Source organism: Paracoccus jiaweipingae, assembly GCF_044335505.1.
Taxonomy (GTDB): Bacteria; Pseudomonadota; Alphaproteobacteria; order Rhodobacterales; family Rhodobacteraceae; genus Paracoccus.
In genome coordinates, this window is the sequence record NZ_JBISBS010000005.1 from 114,947 (window position 1) to 139,146 (window position 24,200).

At 64.5% G+C, this 24,200-nt stretch carries 23 protein-coding genes; 10 read left to right on the forward strand and 13 right to left on the reverse strand.

Features of this window, described 5'->3' with window-relative positions; translation table 11 throughout:
- Positions 1-179 precede the first annotated feature (179 nt).
- Both ACFXP9_RS10310 and ACFXP9_RS10315 read left to right on the forward strand, forming a co-directional pair.
- The gene (locus ACFXP9_RS10310) at positions 180-695 is read left to right on the forward strand and encodes a PhnA domain-containing protein (RefSeq protein ID WP_397208357.1); all 516 of its coding nucleotides are present in this window, start codon (positions 180-182) and stop codon (positions 693-695) included.
- A 4-nt stretch (positions 696-699) separates the two neighbouring features.
- Positions 700-1,473 (forward strand): bestrophin-like domain, encoded by a 774-nt coding sequence (locus ACFXP9_RS10315; RefSeq protein WP_397208358.1) that lies wholly within the window; start codon positions 700-702, stop codon positions 1,471-1,473.
- Positions 1,474-1,610: 137 nt separating this feature from the next.
- On the opposite strand, the gene ACFXP9_RS10320 is transcribed toward ACFXP9_RS10315, so the two are convergent.
- From ACFXP9_RS10320 to ACFXP9_RS10365, 10 genes are all read right to left on the reverse strand, one after another.
- Positions 1,611-2,237, reverse strand: coding sequence for a DsbA family protein (locus ACFXP9_RS10320; RefSeq protein WP_397210192.1), 627 nt, complete (start codon positions 2,235-2,237; stop codon positions 1,611-1,613).
- A 143-nt stretch (positions 2,238-2,380) separates the two neighbouring features.
- Entirely contained in the window at positions 2,381-4,036 is a 1,656-nt protein-coding gene (gene ettA, locus ACFXP9_RS10325; protein WP_397208360.1) for an energy-dependent translational throttle protein EttA, read from the reverse strand.
- A gap of 72 nt (positions 4,037-4,108) precedes the next feature.
- Complete coding sequence (locus ACFXP9_RS10330; protein ID WP_397208361.1) at positions 4,109-4,972, reverse strand: sulfotransferase family protein; 864 nt, start codon at positions 4,970-4,972, stop codon at positions 4,109-4,111.
- The gene (gene rimO, locus ACFXP9_RS10335; RefSeq protein WP_397208362.1) at positions 4,969-6,339 is read right to left on the reverse strand and encodes a 30S ribosomal protein S12 methylthiotransferase RimO; all 1,371 of its coding nucleotides are present in this window, start codon (positions 6,337-6,339) and stop codon (positions 4,969-4,971) included. Before rimO ends, ACFXP9_RS10330 begins: the two co-directional genes overlap by 4 nt.
- A gap of 81 nt (positions 6,340-6,420) precedes the next feature.
- The gene (locus ACFXP9_RS10340; RefSeq protein WP_397208363.1) at positions 6,421-7,812 is read right to left on the reverse strand and encodes a TRAP transporter large permease; all 1,392 of its coding nucleotides are present in this window, start codon (positions 7,810-7,812) and stop codon (positions 6,421-6,423) included.
- Entirely contained in the window at positions 7,812-8,504 is a 693-nt protein-coding gene (locus tag ACFXP9_RS10345; RefSeq protein WP_397208364.1) for a TRAP transporter small permease, read from the reverse strand. The genes ACFXP9_RS10340 and ACFXP9_RS10345 overlap by 1 nt, the downstream gene beginning before the upstream one ends.
- A gap of 116 nt (positions 8,505-8,620) precedes the next feature.
- Positions 8,621-9,622 (reverse strand): TRAP transporter substrate-binding protein, encoded by a 1,002-nt coding sequence (locus ACFXP9_RS10350; RefSeq protein ID WP_397208365.1) that lies wholly within the window; start codon positions 9,620-9,622, stop codon positions 8,621-8,623.
- 137 nt (positions 9,623-9,759) lie between these two features.
- On the reverse strand, positions 9,760-10,938 hold the full coding sequence (locus ACFXP9_RS10355; protein ID WP_397208366.1) for a CaiB/BaiF CoA transferase family protein: 1,179 nt from the start codon (positions 10,936-10,938) through the stop codon (positions 9,760-9,762).
- Positions 10,938-12,089: an acyl-CoA dehydrogenase family protein gene (locus tag ACFXP9_RS10360; RefSeq protein ID WP_397208367.1), complete on the reverse strand. Its 1,152-nt coding sequence runs from the start codon at positions 12,087-12,089 to the stop codon at positions 10,938-10,940. The genes ACFXP9_RS10355 and ACFXP9_RS10360 overlap by 1 nt, the downstream gene beginning before the upstream one ends.
- 3 nt (positions 12,090-12,092) lie before the next feature.
- A complete protein-coding gene (locus ACFXP9_RS10365; protein ID WP_397208368.1) occupies positions 12,093-12,953 on the reverse strand; it encodes an HTD2 family dehydratase in 861 nt (286 codons plus the stop codon).
- Between the two features lie 113 nt (positions 12,954-13,066).
- Between ACFXP9_RS10365 and ACFXP9_RS10370 the strand changes: the two genes are divergently transcribed.
- Positions 13,067-13,966 (forward strand): LysR substrate-binding domain-containing protein, encoded by a 900-nt coding sequence (locus ACFXP9_RS10370; protein ID WP_397208369.1) that lies wholly within the window; start codon positions 13,067-13,069, stop codon positions 13,964-13,966.
- Positions 13,967-14,048: 82 nt separating this feature from the next.
- Here ACFXP9_RS10370 and ACFXP9_RS10375 read toward each other — a convergent pair whose 3' ends face one another.
- Positions 14,049-14,810 (reverse strand): ABC transporter permease, encoded by a 762-nt coding sequence (locus tag ACFXP9_RS10375; RefSeq protein WP_397208370.1) that lies wholly within the window; start codon positions 14,808-14,810, stop codon positions 14,049-14,051.
- Positions 14,807-15,733, reverse strand: a complete 927-nt coding sequence (locus ACFXP9_RS10380; RefSeq protein ID WP_397208371.1) for an ABC transporter ATP-binding protein — start codon at positions 15,731-15,733, stop codon at positions 14,807-14,809. Before ACFXP9_RS10380 ends, ACFXP9_RS10375 begins: the two co-directional genes overlap by 4 nt.
- Before the next feature lie 171 nt (positions 15,734-15,904).
- Between ACFXP9_RS10380 and ACFXP9_RS10385 the strand changes: the two genes are divergently transcribed.
- A complete protein-coding gene (locus tag ACFXP9_RS10385; protein WP_397208372.1) occupies positions 15,905-16,630 on the forward strand; it encodes a rhomboid family intramembrane serine protease in 726 nt (241 codons plus the stop codon).
- 65 nt (positions 16,631-16,695) lie between these two features.
- Positions 16,696-17,010, forward strand: coding sequence for a hypothetical protein (locus ACFXP9_RS10390; protein ID WP_397208373.1), 315 nt, complete (start codon positions 16,696-16,698; stop codon positions 17,008-17,010).
- 110 nt (positions 17,011-17,120) lie between these two features.
- Here the strand turns inward: ACFXP9_RS10390 and mnmD are convergent, their stop codons facing one another.
- Positions 17,121-17,777 carry a tRNA (5-methylaminomethyl-2-thiouridine)(34)-methyltransferase MnmD gene (gene mnmD / locus ACFXP9_RS10395; protein WP_397208374.1) on the reverse strand — a complete coding sequence of 219 codons (657 nt, stop codon included), beginning with the start codon at positions 17,775-17,777 and terminating at the stop codon, positions 17,121-17,123.
- 62 nt (positions 17,778-17,839) lie between these two features.
- Between mnmD and ACFXP9_RS10400 the strand changes: the two genes are divergently transcribed.
- The 5 genes from ACFXP9_RS10400 (at position 17,840) to ACFXP9_RS10420 (ending at position 24,106) form a co-directional block, all read left to right on the forward strand.
- A complete protein-coding gene (locus tag ACFXP9_RS10400; protein ID WP_397208375.1) occupies positions 17,840-18,889 on the forward strand; it encodes an NAD(P)/FAD-dependent oxidoreductase in 1,050 nt (349 codons plus the stop codon).
- Positions 18,890-19,007: 118 nt separating this feature from the next.
- A complete protein-coding gene (locus ACFXP9_RS10405) occupies positions 19,008-20,108 on the forward strand; it encodes a carboxynorspermidine decarboxylase (protein ID WP_397208376.1) in 1,101 nt (366 codons plus the stop codon).
- A gap of 38 nt (positions 20,109-20,146) precedes the next feature.
- Positions 20,147-21,373, forward strand: a complete 1,227-nt coding sequence (locus ACFXP9_RS10410; protein WP_397208377.1) for a saccharopine dehydrogenase family protein — start codon at positions 20,147-20,149, stop codon at positions 21,371-21,373.
- 187 nt (positions 21,374-21,560) lie between these two features.
- On the forward strand, positions 21,561-22,961 hold the full coding sequence (locus tag ACFXP9_RS10415) for an AI-2E family transporter (protein ID WP_397208378.1): 1,401 nt from the start codon (positions 21,561-21,563) through the stop codon (positions 22,959-22,961).
- A 194-nt stretch (positions 22,962-23,155) separates the two neighbouring features.
- Positions 23,156-24,106 (forward strand): helix-turn-helix transcriptional regulator, encoded by a 951-nt coding sequence (locus ACFXP9_RS10420; RefSeq protein ID WP_397208379.1) that lies wholly within the window; start codon positions 23,156-23,158, stop codon positions 24,104-24,106.
- The last annotated feature ends 94 nt before the right edge of the window (positions 24,107-24,200 follow it).

Consider the following 24,200-nt stretch of genomic DNA (forward strand, 5'->3'; position numbering starts at 1 on the left):
CGGTGGGGGCGGGCCGCGTGTGACGCATCAAAAAACGTCAAAGATATACAGCAGGATGATAATCGGGATCGGAATACCGATCAGCCAGGCCAATGCACCTTTCATATCCGGTCCTTTCGTTGCATTCAGGACCTGAACGCGCCGGATCGCGCGCGGGTTTCTGAATAAAGGTCAGTTTCATGGATCATCTGATGGCGCGCTCGGGCGGGGTGTGTGAATTTTGCGGCGCGACCGACGGGCTGGCCGCGGTGATGTTTGCCCCTGCGGGCGAGGTTTTGCTGTGCCAGACCTGCCGCGACCCCGAAGCCCCCGCCGCGCATTGGCGTTGCCTCGAGGGCGCGGCATGGTCGGTCGAACCGGCGGTGCAATTCGCCGTCGCCCACAGCCTTGCCGACATCCCCGAGGCATGGGCGCAAGAGGCCCGCAACAACATGCAGCCCGACCCGCAGGTGGCCGAATGGCTGGCCGCCGATGCCGCCGCCGTTGTGCATCGCGATTCCAATGGCGTGGTGCTGGAACAGGGCGATACAGTGGTGCTGATCAAGGATCTGCCGGTCAAGGGCGCGGGCTTTACCGCCAAGCGCGGCACCGCCGTGCGCGGCATCTCGCTGGTGGCCGACAACGCCGCGCATATCGAAGGCCGGGTCGAAGGCCAGCGCATCGTTATCCTGACCGAGTTCGTCAAAAAGCGGTAAGCCGATGAACTGGATCGCGATCGAGCATTGGGCCTATGCCAGCAGCGCGGTTCTGGGGACGCTGGCGGTCACCGTCCTGTTCGCGCTGTTGCTGCGCCGCCCCGGCTTTCGCGTCTGGGTGGCGACGCTGGACGGGCTGGCCCCGCCATTCCTGAACGCCCCGGCGACGCTGTTCGGCCTGACGCTGGCCTTTATCGCCGCCGACACATGGGCCTCGCGCGATCGCGCCATCAAGGCGGTCTTCCGCGAGGCCGAGGGGATGCACACCCTGCTGATCATGGCGCAGGCCCTGCCCGATCCGCAGGCAACCGCGCTGGACCGGGCGGTGCGGGCCTATGGTCAGGCGGTGGTCGATGAATGGCCCGAACTGGCCGACAGCAAAGAGGACCGCAACGTCGCACAGACCGGTGACGCGCTGTTGGCGCTGGTGGCGGGGCGCGGCTTTGGCGCGGTGGCGGGCGACCCGCTGCAAGGCGCGCTGCTGGCCAAGGTGGCCGAGGTGCGGTCCGAACGCGACCTGCGCGCCAGCCTGACGCGGATGCATCTGAACCCGCTGAAATGGCTGGGGATGGCGCTGCTGGGGTTCCTGACACTGCTGTCGATTGCGGTGGTCCATGCCGCCAATCCGCGCGCCGGGCTGGTGGGGGTGATCATCTTTGCCACCGCAGCGGCGCCGTCAGCGGCGGTGGTGCTGGTGCAGGGCAACCCGTTCCAGAAACCCGCCGCCGTCAGCCCGCACGAGATCATCGAGGTCGTCGGCCCGCCCGCCACCGGTTGAGGCCCGCCATAAGCGAACCCCGCCGCAAGCTGACCCCGCCGCAGGCTGAGGACCCGCGCGTCGGCGGTGCGGCAACCGGGCGGCTGCACCGGGACGGCGGCGGCTGTGCCGGGGCGGCAACGGGGCTGCGGGGCGGGTCAGCCCAGAACCGCCCGCCCCCGCGTCACCAGCCCTTGCAGGTCTTTCAGCGACTGCTGGCCGAACAGGGCCTCGTCCCCGGCAATAAAGCTGGGGGTGCCGACCAGCCCCATATGGTCGGCCAGCTCCATCGAGCCTTCGATATGTTCGGACACGCGCGGCCTTTCCATATCGGCGCGCAGGCGGTCGGTATCCAGCCCGGCCTGACGGGCGACGCGCATCACCGTGGCCTCGGTCGCGCGGCTTTTCAGCCCCATCAGGCCGCTGTGCATCTGCCAGTATTTCCCCTGATCCAGCGCCGCCAGTGCCGCCTGCGCCGCGAAATACGACCCTTCGCCAAAGACCGGCCATTCGCGGAACACCACGCGCAGATTACTGTCCGCGCCGATCATCTGTTTGATGACCGGCACCATCTTGCGGCAGAAATGGCAGTTGTAATCGAAGAATTCGGTCAGGGTGATGTCACCCTTGGGGTTGCCCAGAACCGGGGCGGCGGGGTCGCGTTCCAGCGCCCGGCGCAGGGCGTCGGGCATGGGGTTGTCACTTTTCGCCCGCGCCATCAGCGGCAGCGGCGCCGCCATCAGCGCGGCGGATGTCAGGGCAAGCGTCTGGCGGCGGGTGATCATGGTATATCCTTTCGCAGCGGTCCCCCGACCCTGACAGGTTGCGGGCGCGGCGCGCAACCGCCGCGGGGTCACGATCATGTCAGGCCATGACAAACCCGCCCGCATTTGCAAAAGGCCCGCCGGGTGGGCGGGCCTTGCAGGGATCAGCGGGTGAATTTCTTGTATTTGACCCGCTTGGGTTCGATGCTGTCCGGGCCAAGGCGGCGCACCTTGTCGGCCTCGTAATCCTCGAAATTGCCCTCGAACCATTCGACATGGGCATCGCCCTCGAAGGCAAGGATATGCGTGCACAGACGGTCAAGGAAGAAACGGTCGTGGCTGATGATCACCGCGCAACCGGCGAAATCCTCAAGCGCGGCCTCAAGCGCCTGAAGAGTTTCGACGTCAAGGTCGTTGGTCGGTTCGTCCAGCAGCAACACATTGCCGCCCGATTTCAGCAGCTTGGCCATGTGGACGCGGTTGCGTTCACCGCCCGACAGCTGGCCGACCTTTTTCTGCTGATCGCCGCCCTTGAAGTTGAAGGCGCTGCAATAGGCACGGCTGTTCATCGTGGCGTCGCCAAGCTCGATCTGTTCGGCGCCACCGCTGATTTCTTCCCACACCGTCTTGTCGGGGTCCAGCGCATCGCGCGACTGGTCGACATAAGACAGCTGCACCGTGTCGCCATAGGTGATGCCGCCCGCATCCGGCGTTTCATTGCCGGTCAGCATCCGAAACAGCGTCGATTTCCCCGCGCCATTGGGACCGATCACGCCGACGATGCCACCGGCGGGCAGGCTGAAGGACAGATCCTCGATCAACAGCTTGTCGCCCATGGCCTTTTTCAGGCCCTCGACCTCGATCACCTTGCTGCCCAGACGTTCGCCATTGGGAATGATGATCTGGGCGCGGGTCAGCTTGTCACGCTCGGACTGGCTGGCCAGTTCGTTATAGGCATTGATCCGGGCCTTTTGCTTGGCCTGACGGGCCTTGGCCCCGGCGCGGATCCATTCCAGTTCGCGTTCCAGCGTTTTCTGCTTGGCCTTATCTTCGCGCGCCTCTTGCGCCAGACGCTTGGCCTTCTGTTCCAGCCATGCGGAATAATTCCCCTCATACGGGATGCCGCGACCGCGATCCAGTTCCAGAATCCAGCCGGTAATGTCGTCCAGGAAATACCGGTCATGGGTCACGCACAGGATGGTGCCGGGGTATTCGATCAGGTGCTTTTGCAGCCACGCAATCGTTTCCGCGTCCAGGTGGTTGGTCGGTTCGTCCAGCAACAGCATGTCGGGCTGTTCCAGCAACAGCTTGCACAGCGCCACGCGGCGGCGTTCCCCGCCCGACAGGGTATCGACATCGGCGTCATCGGGGGGGCAGCGCAGGGCCTCCATCGCGACGTCGATCTGGCTGTCCAGATCCCACAGGTTTTCGGCGTCGATTTCGTCCTGAAGCTTTGCCATCTCCTCGGCGGTTTCGTCGCTGTAATTCATCGCCAGTTCGTTATAGCGGTCCAGCTTGGCCTTTTTCGCCGCCACCCCCAGCATCACGTTGCCGCGCACATCCAGCGACGGGTCCAGTTGCGGTTCCTGCGGCAGGTAACCGACGGTCGCGCCCTTGGCGGCCCATGCCTCGCCCGAGAAATCCTTGTCGATGCCGGCCATGATGCGCAGCAGCGTCGATTTACCGGCGCCGTTGACCCCGACCACGCCGATCTTGACGCCGGGCAGAAAGTTCAGGCGGATGTTTTCAAAACATTTCTTGCCGCCGGGATAGGTCTTGGACACGCCGTCCATGTGATAGACAAACTGATAGCTGGCCATGGCGGGGCCTCCTTGCGCGAATGGGCGAAAACTTGCAGGCGTATGTAGGCGATTTGCGCGCCCGAGGGAAGGTCAGCGCGTCAGCGCCGCGAAATCGGCGCCGAAATGGTCGCGCAGAAAGGCGCGCTGGGGGGCCAGACGTTCGGCCAGCGCGTCAATGGCCTGCGGCGGCGGCATCAGCCCGTCGGGCGTGGCAAAAACCCGGCGGCGCAGATTGGCATAGGGGTAAGGGCCGATCCCCAGATGCGACTCGACCGTGTCCATCAGGCCCTGCGGGTCGGCGGCAATGCGGCCATAGGGCAGGATCAGCAGCTGGTCCGGCCCGAAATGGCGCTGCCAGCGCGGCACATAGCTGGCGTAATCGCCGCGTTCGTCCAGCACGGGGTTTTGCACCTCGGCCAGCCAGTCGGCCAGCGTTTGCGGGCTGCGCTTTTCGCGGCGCAGGTTCATGCGCAGTTGCGACACCGCCCGGTCGACCGGGTCGCGGATCAGGTAAATCACCTTCACGCCGGGCAGAAAGCGGGCGACAAATTCGACGCCTTCCTTGGGCAGGGTCGAATATTCGGGGCTGAAATCCATCGGCAGCGCGAAATCCGGCGCGGGCGCGAAGATGCGTTTATACCAGTGGTTCGAATAGATGTTCTTCGCGGTCGAGGTCTTGTCCAGATAGGCATCCAGCGCGGGGGGCAGCACCTCTTTGCGGCGGGCGTAACCGGCGCGGATCTCTCCGGGTTTGACGCGGTAATGCCATGCGATCCAGTATCGGTGCGCCTGAATGAAGCGGTGGTTGAAGAAGTGAACCTCTTTATAGGGCGGAATCCATACCTGCGGATGTTCGCCCAGAACCTGCGACAGCCACGATGTGCCGGCCTTTTGCGCCCCGATCCCCAAAATCGCGGGCTTGCGCGGCTGGCCATCGGGGTTCCATGCCTTCACGCCAGCCGCCCCCACAGGTCGTATTCGCTGGCCTCGTCCACGGTGACGCGGACGATGTCGCCGGGGGACAGGTCCGCAAAACCCTGGTCGATGAACAGGTTGCCATCAATTTCGGGCGCGTCGGCCTTGGTGCGGCAGGTGGCGCCTTCGTCATCGACGCTGTCGACGATCACCTCCAGCGTGTGACCGACCTTCTGCGCCAGTTTCGCGGCGCTGATCGCCTGCGCCTTTTCCATGAAGCGTTCCCAGCGGTCCTGCTTGACCTCGGCGGGGACGTGGTCGGGCAGGTCATTGGCCCGCGCACCGGCGACGTTTTCGTATTGGAAACAGCCGACGCGGTCCAGCTGTGCCTCGTCCAGCCAGTCCAGCAGGGTCTGGAATTCGGACTCGGTCTCTCCGGGATAGCCGACGATGAAGGTTGATCGCAGTGTGATGTCTGGACAGGCCGCGCGCCATGCCGCGACCTCGTCCAGGGTTTTCGCCGCGGCGGCAGGGCGGGCCATGCGTTTCAGCGTGTCGGGATGCGCGTGCTGGAACGGAATATCCAGATAGGGCAGGATCAGCCCATCTGCCATCAGCGGGATCAGGTCGCGCACATGCGGGTAAGGGTAAACGTAATGCAGCCGCACCCATGCCCCAAGGCTGCCCAGATCGCGCGCCAGATCGGTGATATGGGCGCGGTGGCCGCGCGTTTCGGCGTGTTTCAGGTCAACCCCATAGGCGCTGGTGTCTTGCGAAATCACCAGCAATTCGCGCACGCCATGATCGACCAGCTTTTCCGCCTCGCGCAGGATGGCATGGGCGGGGCGGCTGACCAGACGGCCGCGCATATCGGGGATGATGCAGAATTTGCAGTGGTGGTTACACCCTTCCGAGATTTTCAGATAGCTGTAATGCCGCGGCGTCAGCCTGACGCCGGATGCGGGCAACAGGTCGATGAACGGGTCCGGGTCAGGCGGCACGGCGGCGTGAACCGCGTCCAGCACCTGTTCATATTGATGCGGCCCGGTCACTGCCATGACCGACGGATGCGCCCCGGTGATATATTCGGGTTCCGCCCCCAGACAGCCGGTCACGATAACGCGGCCATTTTCGGTCAGCGCCTCGCCAATGGCGGACAGGCTTTCGGCCTTGGCGCTGTCCAGAAACCCGCAGGTGTTCACGATCACCGCATCCGCCCCGGCATAGTCGGGGCTGATGGCGTAACCTTCGGCACGCAGCCGCGTCAGGATACGTTCACTGTCCACCAGCGCCTTGGGACAGCCAAGGCTGACCATGCCGATGGTGGGCTGTCCGGCGCGGCGGGTGCCGTCGAACACGGGCGCGGGTGCAAGATCGGGGCGTAGCTGGGGGGGATTCTGGCTCATATCGCGGCATATAGCGACGGGAATGCCGTCTGGGAAGGGCGATGTGGACCGGGGCGGCACCGCTGGCCGCCCCGTCATGCCTTACTTGATGATGGTTTCCGGCCCCATCATCGTGGTCGGCAGCCATGTCGACAGGAACGGCACATAGGTGATCAGGATCAGGAAGATGAACAGGATCGCCAGGAACGGCATTGCCGCCCGCACCACCGACATGATCGGCATCCGCGCCACACCCGAGGTCACGAACAGGTTCAGCCCCACCGGCGGCGTGATCATCCCGATTTCCATGTTCACCACCATGATGATGCCCAGATGGATCGGGTCGACACCCAGTTCGATCGCGATCGGAAACACCAGCGGCGCCACGATCATGATCAGCCCCGAGGGTTCCATGAACTGCCCCCCGATCAGCAGGATCACGTTGACCGCGATCAGGAACATGATCTTGCCCATCCCCGCCCCCAGCATCGCATTGGCAATGTGCTGGGGCACCTGTTCGTCTGTCAGGACGTGTTTCAGGATCAGCGCATTGGCGATGATGAACATCAGGGTGATGGTCAGCTTGCCGGCCTCAAGCAGGGTGTCGCGCGTATCGCGGTGCCACAGCGCGGTGACGATGGCCTGCGGGCGCCTCCACAACGCATCGGGGGCGCGGTCGTCATGCGCCAGCGGCCCCATGTCGCGGTAAACGAAGGTCGCAACGATAAAGGCATAGACGGATGCCACGGCGGCGGCCTCGGTCGGGGTGAAGATGGCGCTGGTCACGCCGGGGATGCCATAGATCCCGACCATGATGATCACGATCAGCATCAGCCCCCAGAACGCGTCTTTGAAGCTGTCCCAGACCTCGGCCCAGCCGGCGAAATCGCCCTTGGGCATGTTGCGGGCGCGGGCCACGGCCCAGATCGCAACCATCAGCATGACACCGGCCAGAATGCCCGGAATGACCCCGGCAAGGAACATCCGCCCCACCGACACATCGGTCGCGCTGGCATAAACGACCATGACGATGGATGGCGGAATCAGGATTCCCAGCGTCCCGGCGTTACAAATGACGCCCGCCGCGAAATCCTTGGTATAGCCCGCCTGCTGCATCGCCGCGATGACGATGGACCCGATGGCCACCACCGTTGCCGGGGACGACCCCGACAGCGCCGCAAACAGCATACAGGCAAACACGCCCGCAATCGCCAGACCGCCGCGCAGATGGCCGACACAGGCAATGGCAAAGCGGATGATCCGCTTGGCCACCCCGCCGGTCGACATAAAGCTGGAGGCAAGGATAAAGAACGGGATCGCCAGCAGCGTATAGTGCCCGGCCATCGCATTATAAAGCTGCTGCGCGACCGATGCCAGCGAGGTGTCGGAAAACATCAGCAAAAACAGGATCGAGGACAGCCCCAGCGACACCGCGATCGGCACCCCGATCAGCAGCAACCCGACGATCAGGACAAAAAGAAGAACGACATCCATCAGTGTTTATCCAGTTTCGGGGTGGCGGACAGTTCGTGCGACAGCTCGTCGATGGCGTCCTCGGCCTCGTGGCTGACGATCAGGGCGCTGCGGCGGCCGGTCACGACCTGCGCCGTTGCCTGAACAAAGCGGAACAGCAACAGGCCCGCGCCGACCGGCAGCGTCAGATAGGGCACGACGCGGGGCAGCTTGTCATAGGCCTCGCCCATGTTGATCGCATCTTCAAGCCAGCGAAAGATCCACAGCATCGGGACCTGTTCGGTCTCGTAAAAGGCGCGGTCGCGGGTCTCGATCAGCCCGGTGGGCAGCCAGCGCCCGCCGGTCTGTGACAGCCCGGCATAGGGCGCCCAGTAATCCCACGCGCCTTTCATCAGCAAGACCGCATAGAAAATACAGATCAGCCCGACCAGCACGGCCAGCACCCGGCGCGGGCCGGATGGCAGCATATTGGTCAGCGCATCCACCCCCAGATGGGCCGTCTTGCGCACGGCATAGCTGGCACCCAGCAGCACCAGTGCCGCGAACAGGATCAGCACGACCTCAAGGCTCCAGATGATGCTGGCCTTGAAGACATAGCGCATGATGACATTGACGAATGTCAGCACCGTCATCGCCCCCAGCAACAGGGCGATCAGGTTTTCTTCGATATGGTCGGTCAGGCTGCGCGCCCTGCGACCGGTGTCGGTTGTCATGGAACTTCCCCGCAAAAGCGCATCACGGCGATGGACGAAAAGCCGCGCGGGACCGGTCATGGGTCACCCGCGCGGCAGATCGGTTTCACGCGGCCACAGCGGGCCGCGTGACGGCGTTATTCGCCGGCGTTGATCTTTTGCGCGGCGTCAATGTTTTCCTGCCCGACATCATCCGCGAATTCGGCCCAGACCGGCTTCATCGCGTCGACCCAGTGCTGGCGCTGTTCGGCGGTCAGTTCGCGCACCTCGACCCCTGCGTCGATGACGCCCTGACGGGCGGCGGCGTCGACCTCGGCCACGGCGGCGTTGCGTTCGACGGTGACGTCATGCAGGATCTGCGCCAATTGGTCGCGGATCGCCGGGTCCAGACCGTCCCACCAGTCGGCACCGGTCACCACCAGGTAATCCAGCGCGCCGTGGTTGGTTTCGGTGATGCCGTCCTGCACCTCATAGAATTTCTGGCCATAGATATTCGACCAGGCATTTTCCTGACCGTCGACAACGCCGGTCTGCAAGGCGCCATACACCTCTGAGAAAGCCATCGGCTGCGGGCTGGCACCCAGCGCCTTGAACTGTGCGACCAGCACGTCAGACGGCTGGATGCGGAATTTCAGCCCCTTCGCGTCAGCCGGTTCCAGCAGCGGCTTGTTGGCCGACAGCTGTTTCATCCCGTTATGCCAGAATTCCAGCCCCAGAATGCCGCGCCGCGCCATGGATTGTTTCATCGCCTGCCCCGCTTCCGAGGACTGGAACTTGTCCACCGCAGCCACATCCTTAAACATGAAGGGCAGGTCGAAAATGCGGAACTGCTTGGTGAAGGTCTCGAATTTCGACAGCGAGGGCGCGCCCATCTGGACATCGCCCTGCAACATCGCCTCGAGCAGCTTGTCGTCATCGTAAAGGGTCGAGTTCGGATAGACCTCGACACAGACCTTGCCGTTCATCTGTTCGTTCACGCGGTCAGCGAACAGTTGCGCGGCAATCCCCTTGGGGTGCTTGTCGGCATTGGTGACATGGCTGAACTTGATCACCATTTCACCGGCGTCACAGGCACCGGCGGCATTCGCTGCGGGGGCCAGTGCCAGAATGGCGGCGGCGGTCATCAGATATGTTTTCATGCGATCCTCCCTTGATCGGTTGTTTCCGTTCTTGACGGGTTACGCCCCGTTCTATTGCCTTTGCGGGCCTGCGTCCACTTGCCTGTGCGCGCAGACACAGCGCGCCGGGACCTCCTTTTCCCGGCGCGCTGCGGGGGTCAGACGACCCCGCTTGCCCGAAGATCCCCGATCGCGCCGGCATCCAGCCCCAGCGCGGTCAGAATGGTGTCGCTGTGCTGGCCAAGACCCGGCACCGCGCCCATGGCGGCCTGCCAGCCATCCGCCCGTCCGGGCGGCAGCAGGGCAGGCACCGGACCCGCGGGCGTATCGACCTGACGCCAGCGGTCACGCGCCCGCAGCTGCGGGTGGTCCCACAGCGCGGCCATGTCGTTCATGCGCGCATTCGCAATGCCCGCGCCGTCCAGCCGCGCCAGCACCTGTGCCGCGTCCAGACCGGCAAAGACATCGACGATGATCTGGCGCAGCGCGTCCTTATGCGCCGCCCGCGCGGCATTGCCGTCAAAGCGCGGATCGTCCAGCAGGTCGGGGCGGTCCAGCACCTTTTCGGCAAAGGCACGCCATTCGCGTTCGTTTTGCAGCCCCATCATCACCGTGCCGCCATCGCCGGTCGGAAACGGCCCATAGGGATAGATGGTGGCATGGGCGGCCCCGGCGCGCGGCGGCGGCGCGGCGCCCTCGAACGCGTAATACAGCGGATAGCCCATCCATTCGGCCATCGCCTCAAGCATGGAAACGTCAATCTGCGTCCCCTGCCCGGTGCGCCCCCGCTGGATCAGCGCCGCAAGGATGTTGGTATAGGCATACATCCCCGCGCAGATATCCGCGATGGAAATCCCCGCCTTGCAGGGCTGATCGGGCGTGCCGGTCACCGACAGAAACCCCGATTCCGCCTGAATCAGCAAATCATACGCCTTGCGGTCGCGGTCCGGCCCATCATCGCCATAGCCCGAGATGTTACAGACGATCAGCCCCGGATGATCAGCCTTCAGATCATCCCATGACAGCCCCAGCCGCGCCGCCGCACCGGGGGCCAGATTCTGGACCAGCACATCGGCCTGACCGGCCAGCTGATGCAGGATCTGGCGGCCCTGCGGCGATTTGACGTCCAGCGTCAGGCTTTCCTTGCCGCGATTGGTCCAGACGAAATGGCTGGCCAGCCCATGCACCCGCTGGTCATAGCCGCGCGCGAAGTCGCCGCTGCCGGGGCGTTCGATCTTGATCACCCGCGCGCCCAGATCGGCCAGTTGCCGCGTCGCAAAGGGCGCGGCAATGGCATGTTCCAGCGACAGAACCGTAATGCCGTCCAGCGGGCGCATCAAAACGACCTCGGCAGGCCCAGCATATGCTCGGCCACATAGGACAGGATCAGGTTGGTCGAAATCGGCGCCACCTGATACAGCCGGGTTTCGCGGAACTTGCGTTCAACGTCATATTCGGTGGCAAAGCCAAAGCCGCCATGGAACTGGATACAGGCATTCGCGGCCTCCCAGCTGGCCTTGGCGGCCAGATATTTCGCCATATTCGCCTGCGGACCGCAGGGCTGACCGGTATCGAACAGCCGCGCCGCCTGATAACGCATCAGGTTGGCGGCCTCGATCTCGATCTTGGCTTCGGCGATGGGGAACTGGACGCCCTGGTTCTGGGCAATGGGCCGGCCAAAGACCACCCGTTCCTTGGTGTAATCGACCACCTTGTCAAGGAACCAATACCCGTCCCCGATGCATTCCGCCGCAATCAGCGTGCGTTCCGCATTCAGCCCGTCAAGGATATAGCGGAAGCCTTTGCCTTCCTCTCCGATCAGGCTGTCGGCGGGGATCTCCAGATTGTCAAAGAACAGCTCGTTCGTTTCGTGATTGACCATGTTGGGAATGGGGCGGACCTCCATCCCGTTGCCGATGGCCTCGCGCAGGTCGACAAGGAAAATCGACATGCCTTCGGATTTGCGCGACACCTGATCCAGCGGCGTGGTGCGGGCCAGCAGGATCATCAGGTCGGAATGCTGAATCCGGCTGATCCAGACCTTCTGGCCGTTGATGACATAACGGTCGCCCTTGCGCACCGCCGTGGTCTTGATCCTGGTGGTGTCGGTGCCGGTGGTCGGTTCGGTCACGCCCATGGATTGCAGGCGCAATTCGCCGCTGGCAATGCGCGGCAGATAGGCCTGTTTCTGCGCCTCGGACCCGTGCCGCAGCAGCGTGCCCATATTATACATCTGACCGTGGCAGGCACCGCTGTTGCCGCCCGACCGGTTGATTTCTTCCATGATGACGCTGGCCTCGGTTAGGCCAAGACCAGAGCCGCCATATTCCTCGGGGATCAGCGCGGCCATCCAGCCCGCCCTGGTCAGCGCATCGACGAAAGCCTCGGGATAGCCGCGCTCTTCGTCGATCTTGCGGTGGTATTCCGCCGGAAACTGCGCGCACAGCGCCCGCACGGCATCGCGGATATCCTGATAATCGTGATCCATTCCTTACCCCTCCAGCTCGGCGGTTGCATCCATGGCCAGCGCGCCATCCTGACGCCGCGCCCACAGCCGGACGCGGCCATCGGGCTGCCGCGCCAGATGCGTCGAAAATGTCATGTTGTCGGTGATCGTCGCCAGCGCCCGGAAGGCAAACCCGGTCACCCGCGCATCGGTATGGCGGCGCAGCGTGTCCATCAGCAGCGTGGCAATCAGCGGCCCATGCACCACCAGCCCGGCATAGCCCTCGACCCCGGTGGCATAGGGGGTGTCGTAATGGATGCGGTGGCCATTGAAGGTCAGCGCGGAATAGCGGAACAGCAGCACCGGATCAGGCGTGATCGCGCGGCTGAAATCATCGCCCTCGGGCGCGGGCTGCGGCTGCGGCGCGGGGGCACCGGGATGCGGGTCCTCGCGATAGACGATGTCGTGTTCTTCCGCGATGGTCTGGGTGCCGCCGACGAAATAATCGTGATTGACGGTGACAAAGACCAGATCGCCCGACCGCCCGGCCTTATGCGTGATCTTGCCGATGGTGGACCGCTTTTCCGCCACCGCGCCAATCGGCATATCGGCCAGAAAGCGGAACCGCGACCCCGCCCACATCCGCCGCGGCAAAGGCACCGGCGGCAAAAAGCCCCCCTTGGCGGCATGACCGTCGCGCCCGCATTCCGACAGCTTGTGAACCGGCAGGAAATGCAGCCAGTGCCACAGCGGCGGCAGCGCGGTGCCGTCGGCATAGGGCGCGTCGTCACGGTCCAGCGTCGCGGCCAGCGCATTGGCCGGGAACGGCGCGATCTGTTCGCGCAGGGTTTCGGACCTGCCAAGCCACTGGTTCAGATGATCCATGTCGATCCGGGGCGCTGCCATCGGGGACTCTCCTTGCTTTCGGGCCAGACTGACCCAAAGTCTGTGTTTGGTAAAACTTGTTTTCATTGGGGTGGCGTTCGGATAACCTGAACGCAAGATGCAAGGCAAGATCCATGAACCTTGACCCGACCACATTGCGCCTGTTCACCGAAATCGCCCGCACCGGGTCGCTGACCCAGGGCGCGCAGGCGGCGTTTCGGTCGCCCGCGGCGGCCAGCGCCCGGATTCGCGCGCTCGAGGACGCTTTGGGCCAGCAATTGCTGTATCGCGACAACAAGGGCGTCACCCTGACCGAGGCCGGACAGACCCTGCTGCGCCACGCGCATATCCTGCTGCGCCAGATCGACACCCTGCGCGACGAAATCACCCAGTCCGGCAGCGGCCATATCCGCATCTATGCCAACACCACCGCCGTGACCGAATTCATGCCCGAGATCCTGTCACAGTTTCTGGCCACCCGCCCCCTTGTCACCGTCGATCTGCAGGAACGCCTGACCCATGACATCCTGCGCGGGGTCGAGGATGGCAGCGCCGATCTGGGCATCGTCTCTGGCCCGGTGGAACGCGCGGGGATGGTGGCGCGGACCTTTTCAACCGACCGGCTGATGCTGGCGACCCCCATCGGCCACCCGCTGGCCCGGCGTGACGCGGTCGATTTCGCCGCCACGCTGGACCACGACCATATCGGCCTGCACGAAGGGTCCACCCTTCTGGCCTTTCTGCGCGGGCTGATGGGACCGGCGGATTACGCCCGCCGCCTGCGCGTGCAGGTCCGCAGCTTCGAGGCCATGTGCCGCATGGTCGAGGCCGGTGTGGGTCTTGGCATCGTCCCCGAATCCGCCGCCCGCCGCCACGCCCGCACGATGGAAATCGCGCTGGTCGCCCTGACCGACGACTGGGCCACCCGCGACCGCAAGCTGCTGATCCGCGACACCAAGGCCCTGCCCCGCGCCGCCGCCGACCTTGCCGATGCCATCATGTCCGCCGGCGCCGGCGGCACCCTGACCGATTAGCCGCGCAAAACGCACATCGGGTATTTGAGCAACGAAGAAACGGGCTTCTGCGTTGTCCAAATACCCAATGCGCCTGATGTGGTCACTCGCGCAGGCGCCAGCCGGTGGCGAATATCCAGCGGATCGCCGCCAGACACAGCGCGATCATCACCCCAACCGCGATCAGCGAGGTCATCACCGGCACATCGGCCATGTCGAAAAACGACCAGCGGAAACCGGAAATCAGGTAAAGCACCGGGTTCAGCTTGGCCACGCCTTCCCAGAACGGCGGCAACATGCTGGCGGAATAAAAGGCGCCGCCCAGAAACACCAAAGGCGTGATCACCATCATCGGCACGATCTGCAGCTGCTCGAAATTGCGCGCCCACAGCCCGATGATGAAGCCCAACAGCGAAAAGGCCAGCGCGGTCAGGAACAGGAAGGTCAGCATCCAGAACGGATGCGCGATATGCACCCCGACGAAGAAAAAGCTGGTCAGCAGGATCAGCATCGCGATCATGATCGCCTTGGTGGCCGCCGCGCCGACAAAGCCCAGCGTCATCTCGACCCAGCCGATCGGGGCGGTCAGCATCTCGTAGATCGTGCCCGAGAATTGCGGGAAATAGATGCCAAAGCTGCTGTTGGACACCGATTGCTGCAACACCGTCAGCATCATCAGCCCCGGCACGATGAAGGCGCCATAGGGGATACCCTCGACCGACTGGATGCGCCCGCCAATGGCCGCCCCGAACACGACGAAATACAGCACCGTCGACAGCACCGGCGAGGCGATGCTTTGCCAGATGGTGCGGAAAAATCGCGACATTTCATGGTGAAAGATCGCACGGATGGCTGGCCAGTTCATGCGTCATCCCCCACCAGATCAAGAAAGACTTCTTCCAGACTGCTTTCCTTGGTCGACACGTCGCGCACCGCGACCCCGGCCGCCGCCAGATCGCCCAGCAGCCGCGCAATCCCGGTGCGTTCGGCCCGCGTGTCATAGTCATAGGTGATCTGCATCCCGTCGCCCGACAGCGTCAGGTCGCGCCCGGCAAACCCATCCGGCAGCGCCGCCAGCGGCTGATCCAGCTGGATTTGCAGATGCTTCTTGCCGAATTCGCCCATCAGATCGGCGGTGGGCCGCACCAGCAGCAGCTGACCCTTGCGGATCACGCCGATGCGGTCGGCCATTTCCTCGGCTTCTTCCAGATAATGCGTGGTCAGGATGATGGTCACGCCCTGCTTGCGCAGATCGCCAACCACCTGCCACATCTCGCGCCGCAGGTTGATGTCGACGCCCGCCGTCGGCTCGTCCAGAAACAGCACTTTTGGCCGGTGCGACAGCGCCTTGGCGATCAGCACCCGGCGCTTCATACCGCCCGACAGTGCCCGCGTGGGGGCGTCTTTCTTGTCCCACAGCGCCAATGCCCGCAAAACCTGTTCGATCCACGCATCATCCGGGCCGCAGCCATACAGGCCACGGGTCAGGTTGACGGTGTTCCAGACGGTTTCGAACGGCTCCAGCGCGATTTCCTGCGGCACCAGACCGATCATCCTGCGCGCCGCCCGCCAGTCGCGGCGAATGTCGTTACCGCCGACCCGGACACTGCCGCCAGATGGCACGACCAACCCGCAAATAATGGAAATCAGCGTCGTCTTGCCGGCCCCGTTCGGCCCCAGAAGGGCAATGATTTCGCCTTCCTGAATGGACAGCGACACATCCTTCAGCGCATGTGTGCCGCCGTCATAGCGTTTCGATAAATGCTCTATCTCGATAATCGCGAACATATCCGACCCCTCGCGCAGCCCCCGCGAGACCTAGTCACCCAATCCCCGCTTGTCCACCGCAGGTCATCGCCCTGGCACAAATATCCCACGGGGGTCCGGGGGTGTGAAACCCCCGGCCCTTGCACAGCCGCATCCGCGCGGTCATCAAAGGGGGCAACCACAAGGCAGCCCATGTTCCCGATCCGCGACCACAACCCCTCTGACCGCGCGCCACTGGTGACCTATGCGCTGATCGCGGCCAATATCGTGATGTTCCTGCTGACCCTGCCCTATGCCGGACCTGATTCGGCGGCGCGTTGGGAACAGCTGGCGCTGTATCCGGCGCTGGTCAGTGACGGCCACCCGCTTCCGGGGCTGCTGTCGCATATGTTCCTTCATGCCGGGCTGTTGCATCTGGCCGGGAACATGCTGTTTCTGTGGATATTCGGTGACAACCTCGAGGATCAGATGGGCCATCTGCCCTATCTGGCCTTTTACCTGACCTGCGGCCTTGCGGCGGCGGGGGCGCAGATCCTGTCAGACCCCGACAGTGTCGTGCCGATGGTCGGGGCCTCGGGGGCGATTGCCGGGGTGATGGGGGGCTATTTGCTGATGTTTCCGCGCGCGCGTGTCGATGTCATTGTTATCCTGCTGATCCTTGTGCGCCGGTTCACCATCCCGGCCTGGGTGACGCTGGGGGCGTGGTTTGCCTTACAGGTCGGGTCGGTCTGGGCGGCCCCTGCGGCCGAGGGCGGCGTGGCCTATTGGGCGCATTCCGGGGGCTTCGTGGCCGGGCTGGTGCTGACGGTGCCGCTGTTCCTGCGGCGCGGCGGGGCGCGGTTCTGGAACCGCACCGGCGGCCACCCGCCCCATACCCCACGGCAATATCCGACACGCTTTCCGCAAATCCGCCGCTGATTAGCAATTTATTAATCTTTGGGTTGTAAACCGAATGGCATGTGCCACCGGAAAAAGGCCTGACCATGCCGAACCCTGCCCCCAGCACCCCACCCATATCGCGGTCGATGCACACGCTGTATTGCATCGACGGTCGCCCTGTCGCGGCATTGTTTGATCGCGGCCTGTTCATCTCGGGGTTTTCCCTGCGCGAAGGACGGGGGACTCATCCCGGCAGTCTGCCTGACACGCCCCATTCCGGCACCGGCTGCAAAGACCGCCTCGCGCGCGAGATCGAGGCTGATCTTCGTCTGCGCTTCGGTGACCGGCTGGTCGCCAGCCGCCAGCGCCCGGCCCCCGACACAACCCGCGCTGCGGCAGCCCCAAATGGCGATACCTGACCCAAAGCCGGGGCCACCCCACCCCGCGGGAACCAGGCGCCATCGCTGACGCCGCCCCCGGTTGCGCCGCCGCTGGCGCCCACCGGGCGATGCCCCGGCCCCCTGTCCGGTCAGGGGGCGCGGCGGCCCACGCTCATATGCCGTTTGCCGGCAAAGCCGGGCTGGCGGGACACGTCGAACCCGGCATCCGTCAGCGCGCGGCGCACATGGCCTGCGGCGGTATAGGTCGCGAAACTGCCCCCCGACGCGGTATGCGCCCCCACCGCGGCCATGATCGGGCCAGCCCACATTTCGGGGTTCTTGGCCGGCGAAAACCCGTCCAGAAACCACGCATCCGCCAAACCGTCCCAGACCGGCAGTTGCGCGGCGACATCCCCGATGATCACCTCGGCCTCGACCAGCCCGACCTGCATCCGCCGCCGGGGCCAGCCATCGCGCAATTGCTGCGCCAGCGGGGCCAGCTCCGGGAAGGCCTGATGGGCGCGCGCCATCTCGTCCACCGACATCGGAAAGCCCTCGAAGCTGGTAAAGCGCACCGGCACCGCCGCCACAGCCGCCAGCGCCAGCAGGTTCAGCCCGGTGCCAAACCCCAGTTCCGCGACGTGAAACCCCGGCCTCAGCCGCGCGGGCAGGTCATTTCCCGCCAGAAACACATACCGGGTTTCCGCCAGCCCGCCATTCAGGCTGAAATACGGGTCGTCAAACCGGCGCGAGACAGGCACCCCGCCATCGCGCCATTCAAGCTGCGGCTGGTTGTCCTGTGGCATCGCGGCTATTCCCCGTGGCATTCGGTTTCGAACTGGCGCGATATGGCAAGGGAACGGGCATCATGGCAAGCATCACGGTGATCGGCGGCGGCATTTTCGGCCTGTCCTGCGCATGGGAGATGACCCGCCGGGGCGCCGCCGTGACGCTGATCGAAGCCCGCGGCATCGGTGCCGGGTCCAGCGGCGGCACGGTCGGGGCGCTGGCCCCCCACGCCCCCGAAAACTGGAACGACAAAAAGCAGGTCCAGCTGGACGCCCTGATCGCGGCACAGGACTGGTGGGCGGATATCACCCGCATCGGCGGCACCGACCCCGGCTATCTGCGCGCGGGCCGCATCCAGCCCGTCCCCGACCAGCGCACGCTGGACCGCTGTGCCGACCGGGTCAGGGCCGCCCGCCAGCACTGGCCGGAATGGGCGGAAATGACCCTGACCGACAGCCCCAGGACCCCGCTGATCTGTGACAGCCCGACCGGGGTCTGGCTGCACGACACCCTGACCGCGCGGCTGTCGCCACGGGCGGCGGGGGCGGCGCTGGCGGCGGCGTTGCGGGCGGCGGGCGCCACGATCATCACCGGTCAGCACGCCACCCCTGACGATATCGACGGACCGGCGCTGTGGGCAACCGGGGCGGCGGGCCTGCACGACCTGTCAGCCGACCTGAACCGCCCCATCGGCAACGGCGTCAAAGGCCAGTCGGCGCTGCTGCATCTGCCCGGCGGTCCCGACCTGCGCAACGCGCCCCAGCTTTACGCGGACGGGCTGCATATCGTGCCACACGCCGATGGCGGCATTGGCATCGGCTCGACCTCGGAACGCGATTTCGACGATGGCCGCGCCACCGACCACCTGCTGGACGACATCCTGACCCGCGCCCGCGCCCTGTGCCCGCTGCTGGAAACAGCCGAACTGACCGACCGTTGGGCCGGCATCCGCCCCCGCGCCGCCAGCCGCGCGCCGCTGCTGGGGCCGTGGCCCGGCCGCCCCGGCCATGTCGTCGCCAATGGCGGCTTCAAGATCGGCTTTGGCATGGCCCCCGCCATCGCCGCGATGATCGCGGACCTGATGCTGTCGGACCATGACCGCATCCCCGCCGCGTTCCGGCTGACCTGAGCCCGCTTCTTCGTTGCCCAAATACCCCGAAAAACCACCGCGCAACCCGAACTGCCTGTTTGCGGAATCCGGCGCGCGCGCCTATATGGCGCCCTGACCCCACTGGACCGGAGGCCCCATGTCCGATCTGCAAACACCCTTTTACCTGATCGACCAGACCCGCCTGCAACGCAACATGGACCGCATCCAGCGCCTGCGCGACCGGTCCGGGGCCAGGGCGCTGCTGGCGCTGAAATGTTTTGCCACATGGTCGGCCTTCGACATGATGAAGGGGCATATGGACGGCACCACCTCGTCCTCGCTGTTCGAGCTGCGTCTGGGGCGCGAAAAATTCGGCGGCGAAACCCATGCCTATTCCGTCGCCTGGGCCGATCACGAGATCGACGAGGCCGTCAGCTATGCCGACAAGATCATCTTCAACAGCCTTGGCCAGCTTGACCGTTTTGCCGGGCGCACCGGCGATATTGCGCGCGGTTTGCGGCTGAACCCGCGCTTCTCGACCTCGGGGTTTGACCTTGCGGACCCGGCCCGCCCGTTCAGCCGGCTTGGCGAATGGGACGTAGCACGGCTGGAACAGGCGATGGACCGGATCAGCGGCGTGATGATCCATTATAATTGCGAAAACAGCGATTTCGACCTGTTCAGCGCGCAGCTGGACCGGATCGAGGCCGAATTTGCCCCCATCCTGCGCCATCTGGACTGGGTCAGCCTTGGCGGCGGCATTCACTTCACCGGCGACGGCTATCCGCTGGATGCGCTGGCCGACCGGTTGAAGGCATTTGCCGACAGGTTCGGGGTGCAGGTCTATCTGGAGCCCGGCGAGGCCAGCATTACCGACAGCACCACACTTGAGGTTTCGGTTCTGGATATCCTGAATAACGGCAAGGATGTCGCCATCGTCGACAGCAGCATCGAGGCGCATATGCTGGATCTGCTGATCTATCGCGAACAGGCCAAGCTGCCGCAGACCGGCGATCATGCCTATCAGATCGCGGGCAAATCCTGCCTTGCGGGCGACATTTTCGGGGATGCCCGGTTTGACCATCCGCTGAAAATCGGTGACCGTATCAGCATCCGCGATGCCGCGGGCTATACCATGGTCAAGAAGAACTGGTTCAATGGCGTCGCCATGCCCGCCATTGCCATCCGCGACGCAAACGGAACGATTCGGACCGTCCGCAGCTTTGGTTACGAGGACTATCGCGACAGCCTGTCGTGACCCTGCCTTCCCCTTCCGTCCCAGAGGAGAAAGTCGAGTTGACGAAACCCAACGTCCTGATTATCGGCGCCGGTGGCGTCGCCCAAGTCACCGCTCATAAAACCGCCCAATGGGCGGCCGAGTTCGGCGATCTGCATATCGCCAGCCGCACGAAATCCAAGGCCGAGGCCATCGTCGCCAGCATCGCGGACAAGGGCCACAAGGTCACCATGACCGCCCATGCCGTCGATGCGATGGACACGGCGGCGGTGGCTGATCTGATCCGCCAGACCGACGCCAAAATCCTGATCAATGTCGGCAGCGCCTTTATCAACATGACCGTGTTGCAGGCCTGTATCGACACCGGCTGTGCCTATATGGACACGGCCATCCACGAAGACCCGGCCAGGATCTGCGAGACGCCGCCGTGGTATGCCAATTACGAATGGAAGAAACGCGATGCCGTGGCCAGGGCCGGCATTACCGCGATTCTGGGGGTGGGCTTTGACCCCGGCGTGGTGAACGCCTATGCCCGGCTGGCCGAGGACGAATATTTCGACAAGATCGACAGCATCGACATTGTCGACATCAATGCCGGGTCGCATGGCCGCTGGTTCGCCACCAATTTCGACCCGGAAATCAATTTCCGCGAATTTACCGGCACGGTTTACAGCTGGCAGGACGGCGAATGGAAATCGAACAAGATGTTCGAGGTCGGTCGCGAATGGGATCTGCCCGTTGTCGGCAAACAGACCGCCTATCTGTCCGGCCATGACGAGGTCCACAGCCTGTCCGCCCGTTACAAGGATTCGGATGTGCGGTTCTGGATGGGCTTCGGCCCGCATTACATCAACGTCTTTACCGTGCTGCAAAATCTGGGCCTGCTGTCGGAACAGCCCGTCACCACCGCCGAGGGTCAGCAGGTCGTGCCGCTGAAACTGGTCAAGGCGGTGCTGCCCGACCCGGCCAGCCTTGCGCCCGATTACACCGGCAAGACCTGCATCGGTGATCTGGTCAAGGGCACGCGCGACGGCAAACCCGGCGAGGTGTTCATCTATAACGTGGCCGATCACAAGGATGCCTATACCGAGGTCGGCAGTCAGGGCATCAGCTATACCGCCGGGGTGCCGCCGGTCGCCGCCGCGGTGCTGATTGCGCGCGGGGTGTGGGACGTGAAGAAAATGGTCAATGTCGAGGACCTGCCCGCCCGGCCCTTCCTGGAACAGCTTGGCGAAATGGGCCTGCCGACCCGCGTTATCGACGCGACCGGCGATCACCCGATCTGACGGGGTCTGTTGCCTTCCGGGCCGGGGCCGTTGCGCCGGACCGGGGGTAATGCGCCGCCATCCTGTCAGGCCGGGGCGATAAATATTTATCATTTGCCGGCCCCGGTGCGGAACAACCGCGCCGGGGCCGCATTTTGTGATAAGCGCTTATATTTCCGACCGAACCCACAGCCAGACGGATCATTCCATGCCGCAGCCCGAGCCTCATACAACCCTGTTCCCCCGCGTGATCACCGACGACGACAAGCCCGCGCGTTTCCCGACATGGGCGGTGGTGGGGATCTTTCTGGTTCTGCTGTTCTTTTTCATCTCGGACGCGCGCGATTTTCTGATGCCGGTGACGCTGGCGGCATTGCTGTTTTTCGTCTTTGCCCCGGTGCGGCGGTTTTTCGAACGCTTCGGCATCAATGCCGCGATCAGTGCGACGCTGATCACCGGCGGCATGGTGGCGACGCTGGGGGTTCTGGGTTACCTGCTGTCCGGTCCTGCGGGCGACCTGATCGACGATGCCCCGCAATTGTCGACCGAGATCGAGGCCAAGTTCGAAAAGCTGCGCCAGAATTTCCGCGGTCTGGAAGAGGCCGCCAAGAAGATCGACGAGATCTCGAACGGTGGTGACACCCCCACCCCCGAGGCCGCCCCTGCCACCGCCGCCCCCCCTGCGGCCCTGCCGTCGGGAACGGTCATCAGCGAACAGGCTGACGGGCGCACCGCCGTTCAGACGGCGACCGGGGGCGGTTCGGTCGCGGTCAGCGGCCTGCCCGGCGCGCGTCAGGACATCAAGGTCGAGGTGAACGCCAATACCGGTCCCAGCACGATGGAAAGCGTCATGAACCTTGGCCCGGCCTTTTTCGGGCAGGTGCTGTTCACGATGCTGCTGTTGTTTTTCATGCTGGCCTCGGGCGATCTGCTGTATCTGAAAATCGTGCAAAGTTTCGACACGCTTGGCGAAAAGAAAAAGGCCTATGCCGCCCTGCGCGAGATCGAAAGCCGTCTGGGGTCGTATCTGGGCACCATCACCATCATCAATGCCGGTCTGGGCATCGCCATCGGCACCGCCATGGCGCTGTGGGGGATGCCCGGTGCGCTGTTGTTTGGCATCGCGGGGTTCTTGCTGAACTATATCCCCTATCTGGGGCTGTTCGCCGGGGTAATCCTGTCGTTTCTGGTGGCGCTGGTCCAGTTTGACGACCTGTCCACGCCGCTGATGGTGGCAGGCACCTATCTGGCGCTGACCTCGATCGAGGGACAGCTGATCACGCCTTATTTCGTGTCGCGCCGGCTGTCGATGAACACGGTGGTGGTGTTTCTGACCGTGGCGCTGTGGGCGTGGTTGTGGTCGATTCTGGGCATGGTGGTGGCGATGCCGCTGCTGGTGGTGATGCGGGTCATGGCCGAACATATTCCGGGGCTTGAGAAATTCGGCAATTTCCTGGCTGGCGAGGACCCGCCCGCGCTGGATGACGAGGACGAGGAACAGGCCCGCGACATCGTCGAAACCGCCGAAGCCGAGCCAAACCACGACAAGGCCGTCGCCGCCGCGCAGGGCGTGGATGGCCGCTATGACGGCCCCCGCGACCCCGGCTGAAAGGGGGCACCCGCGCCCCACCGCCCCGGCCCGGCCCGGACAGACAGGACAGACAGGACGGGCCGGGGGCCGGATCAAAAGGCGGGCGGAACGCGCCGCTGCGGCCATGCCCCCGGCGCGGTTTTTTCTTTCCTGACAGGCCGTTTCCGGTCACAATGGTGTCCAACCCGTCTTGCCCCGGTTTGGACACCCAGATGCAACATGTCAGCCTGAATGCCGGTGATTTTCATGGCCGCGCCAGGGTCGAGGCATTTCAGAATGCCGTGGCCGCGATCTGCAAGCTGGAATTTCAGCCCCGCGACCTGCATCGCTTTGAATCGCAGACCACGATTCATGTGCTGCCCGGCCTGATCACCGGACAAGGGCGGCATTCGGTCAGTGACGCGATCCGCACCCCGCGTCTGGCGCAGGAAACCGGCGATAATGTCATGATCCACATGCCCCGCAGCGGTGGTTACACCATGCAGCAAACCGGCGGCGAAACGGTGGAATGCGTGCCCGGCATGATCTATGTCGACCCCAACGAGGTCGCGGGCCATGTCCGGTTCCGGGCCGATATGACCGACGCGTTCTATGTCTCGGTGCCGCGCGCTGTGCTGGCGCCGGTGCAGGCGGCGCTTGGCCGGTCGATGCGCCGGGGGCATGTGCTGACCCCGCCATGGCAGATCTTTACCCGCTATGCGCAGGCGCTGCACGACACGGCAGAGGGGCTGTCGCCCGCGGATCTGGCCCGCTGTGTCGGGCATGTGCACGATCTGGCGCTGATGGCCTTTGGCGCCTCGGCCGGGCCGGCCCGGATCGCCGCGGGCCGGGGCCTGCGCGCGGCACGGCTGCACGCGATCAAGGCAGATATCGACCGCCACCTGACATCGCCCGATCTGCGCCCCGGCTGGATGGCGGCGCGGCATGGCATTTCCGACCGCTATCTGCGCGCGCTGTTCGCGGCGGAACAGACCAGCTTTGGCGATTACGTCGCCAACAGGCGGCTGACCCTTGCGCACCGGATGCTGCGCGACCCGGCACAGGCGCATCAGACCATCACCGGCATCGCGCTGTCCTGTGGCTTTGGCGATATATCGTGGTTCAACGCGCTGTTTCGCCGCCGCTTCGGCAACAGCCCCTCGGCGGTGCGTGCCGGCGCCTGACCTGTTCCGCTGACCCCGTATCCGGTTCCACTGACCCCAAGACGGCCCGTGTCGCGACCCGTTAGACTGTGGCGGACAACAGATCTTGGGGGGT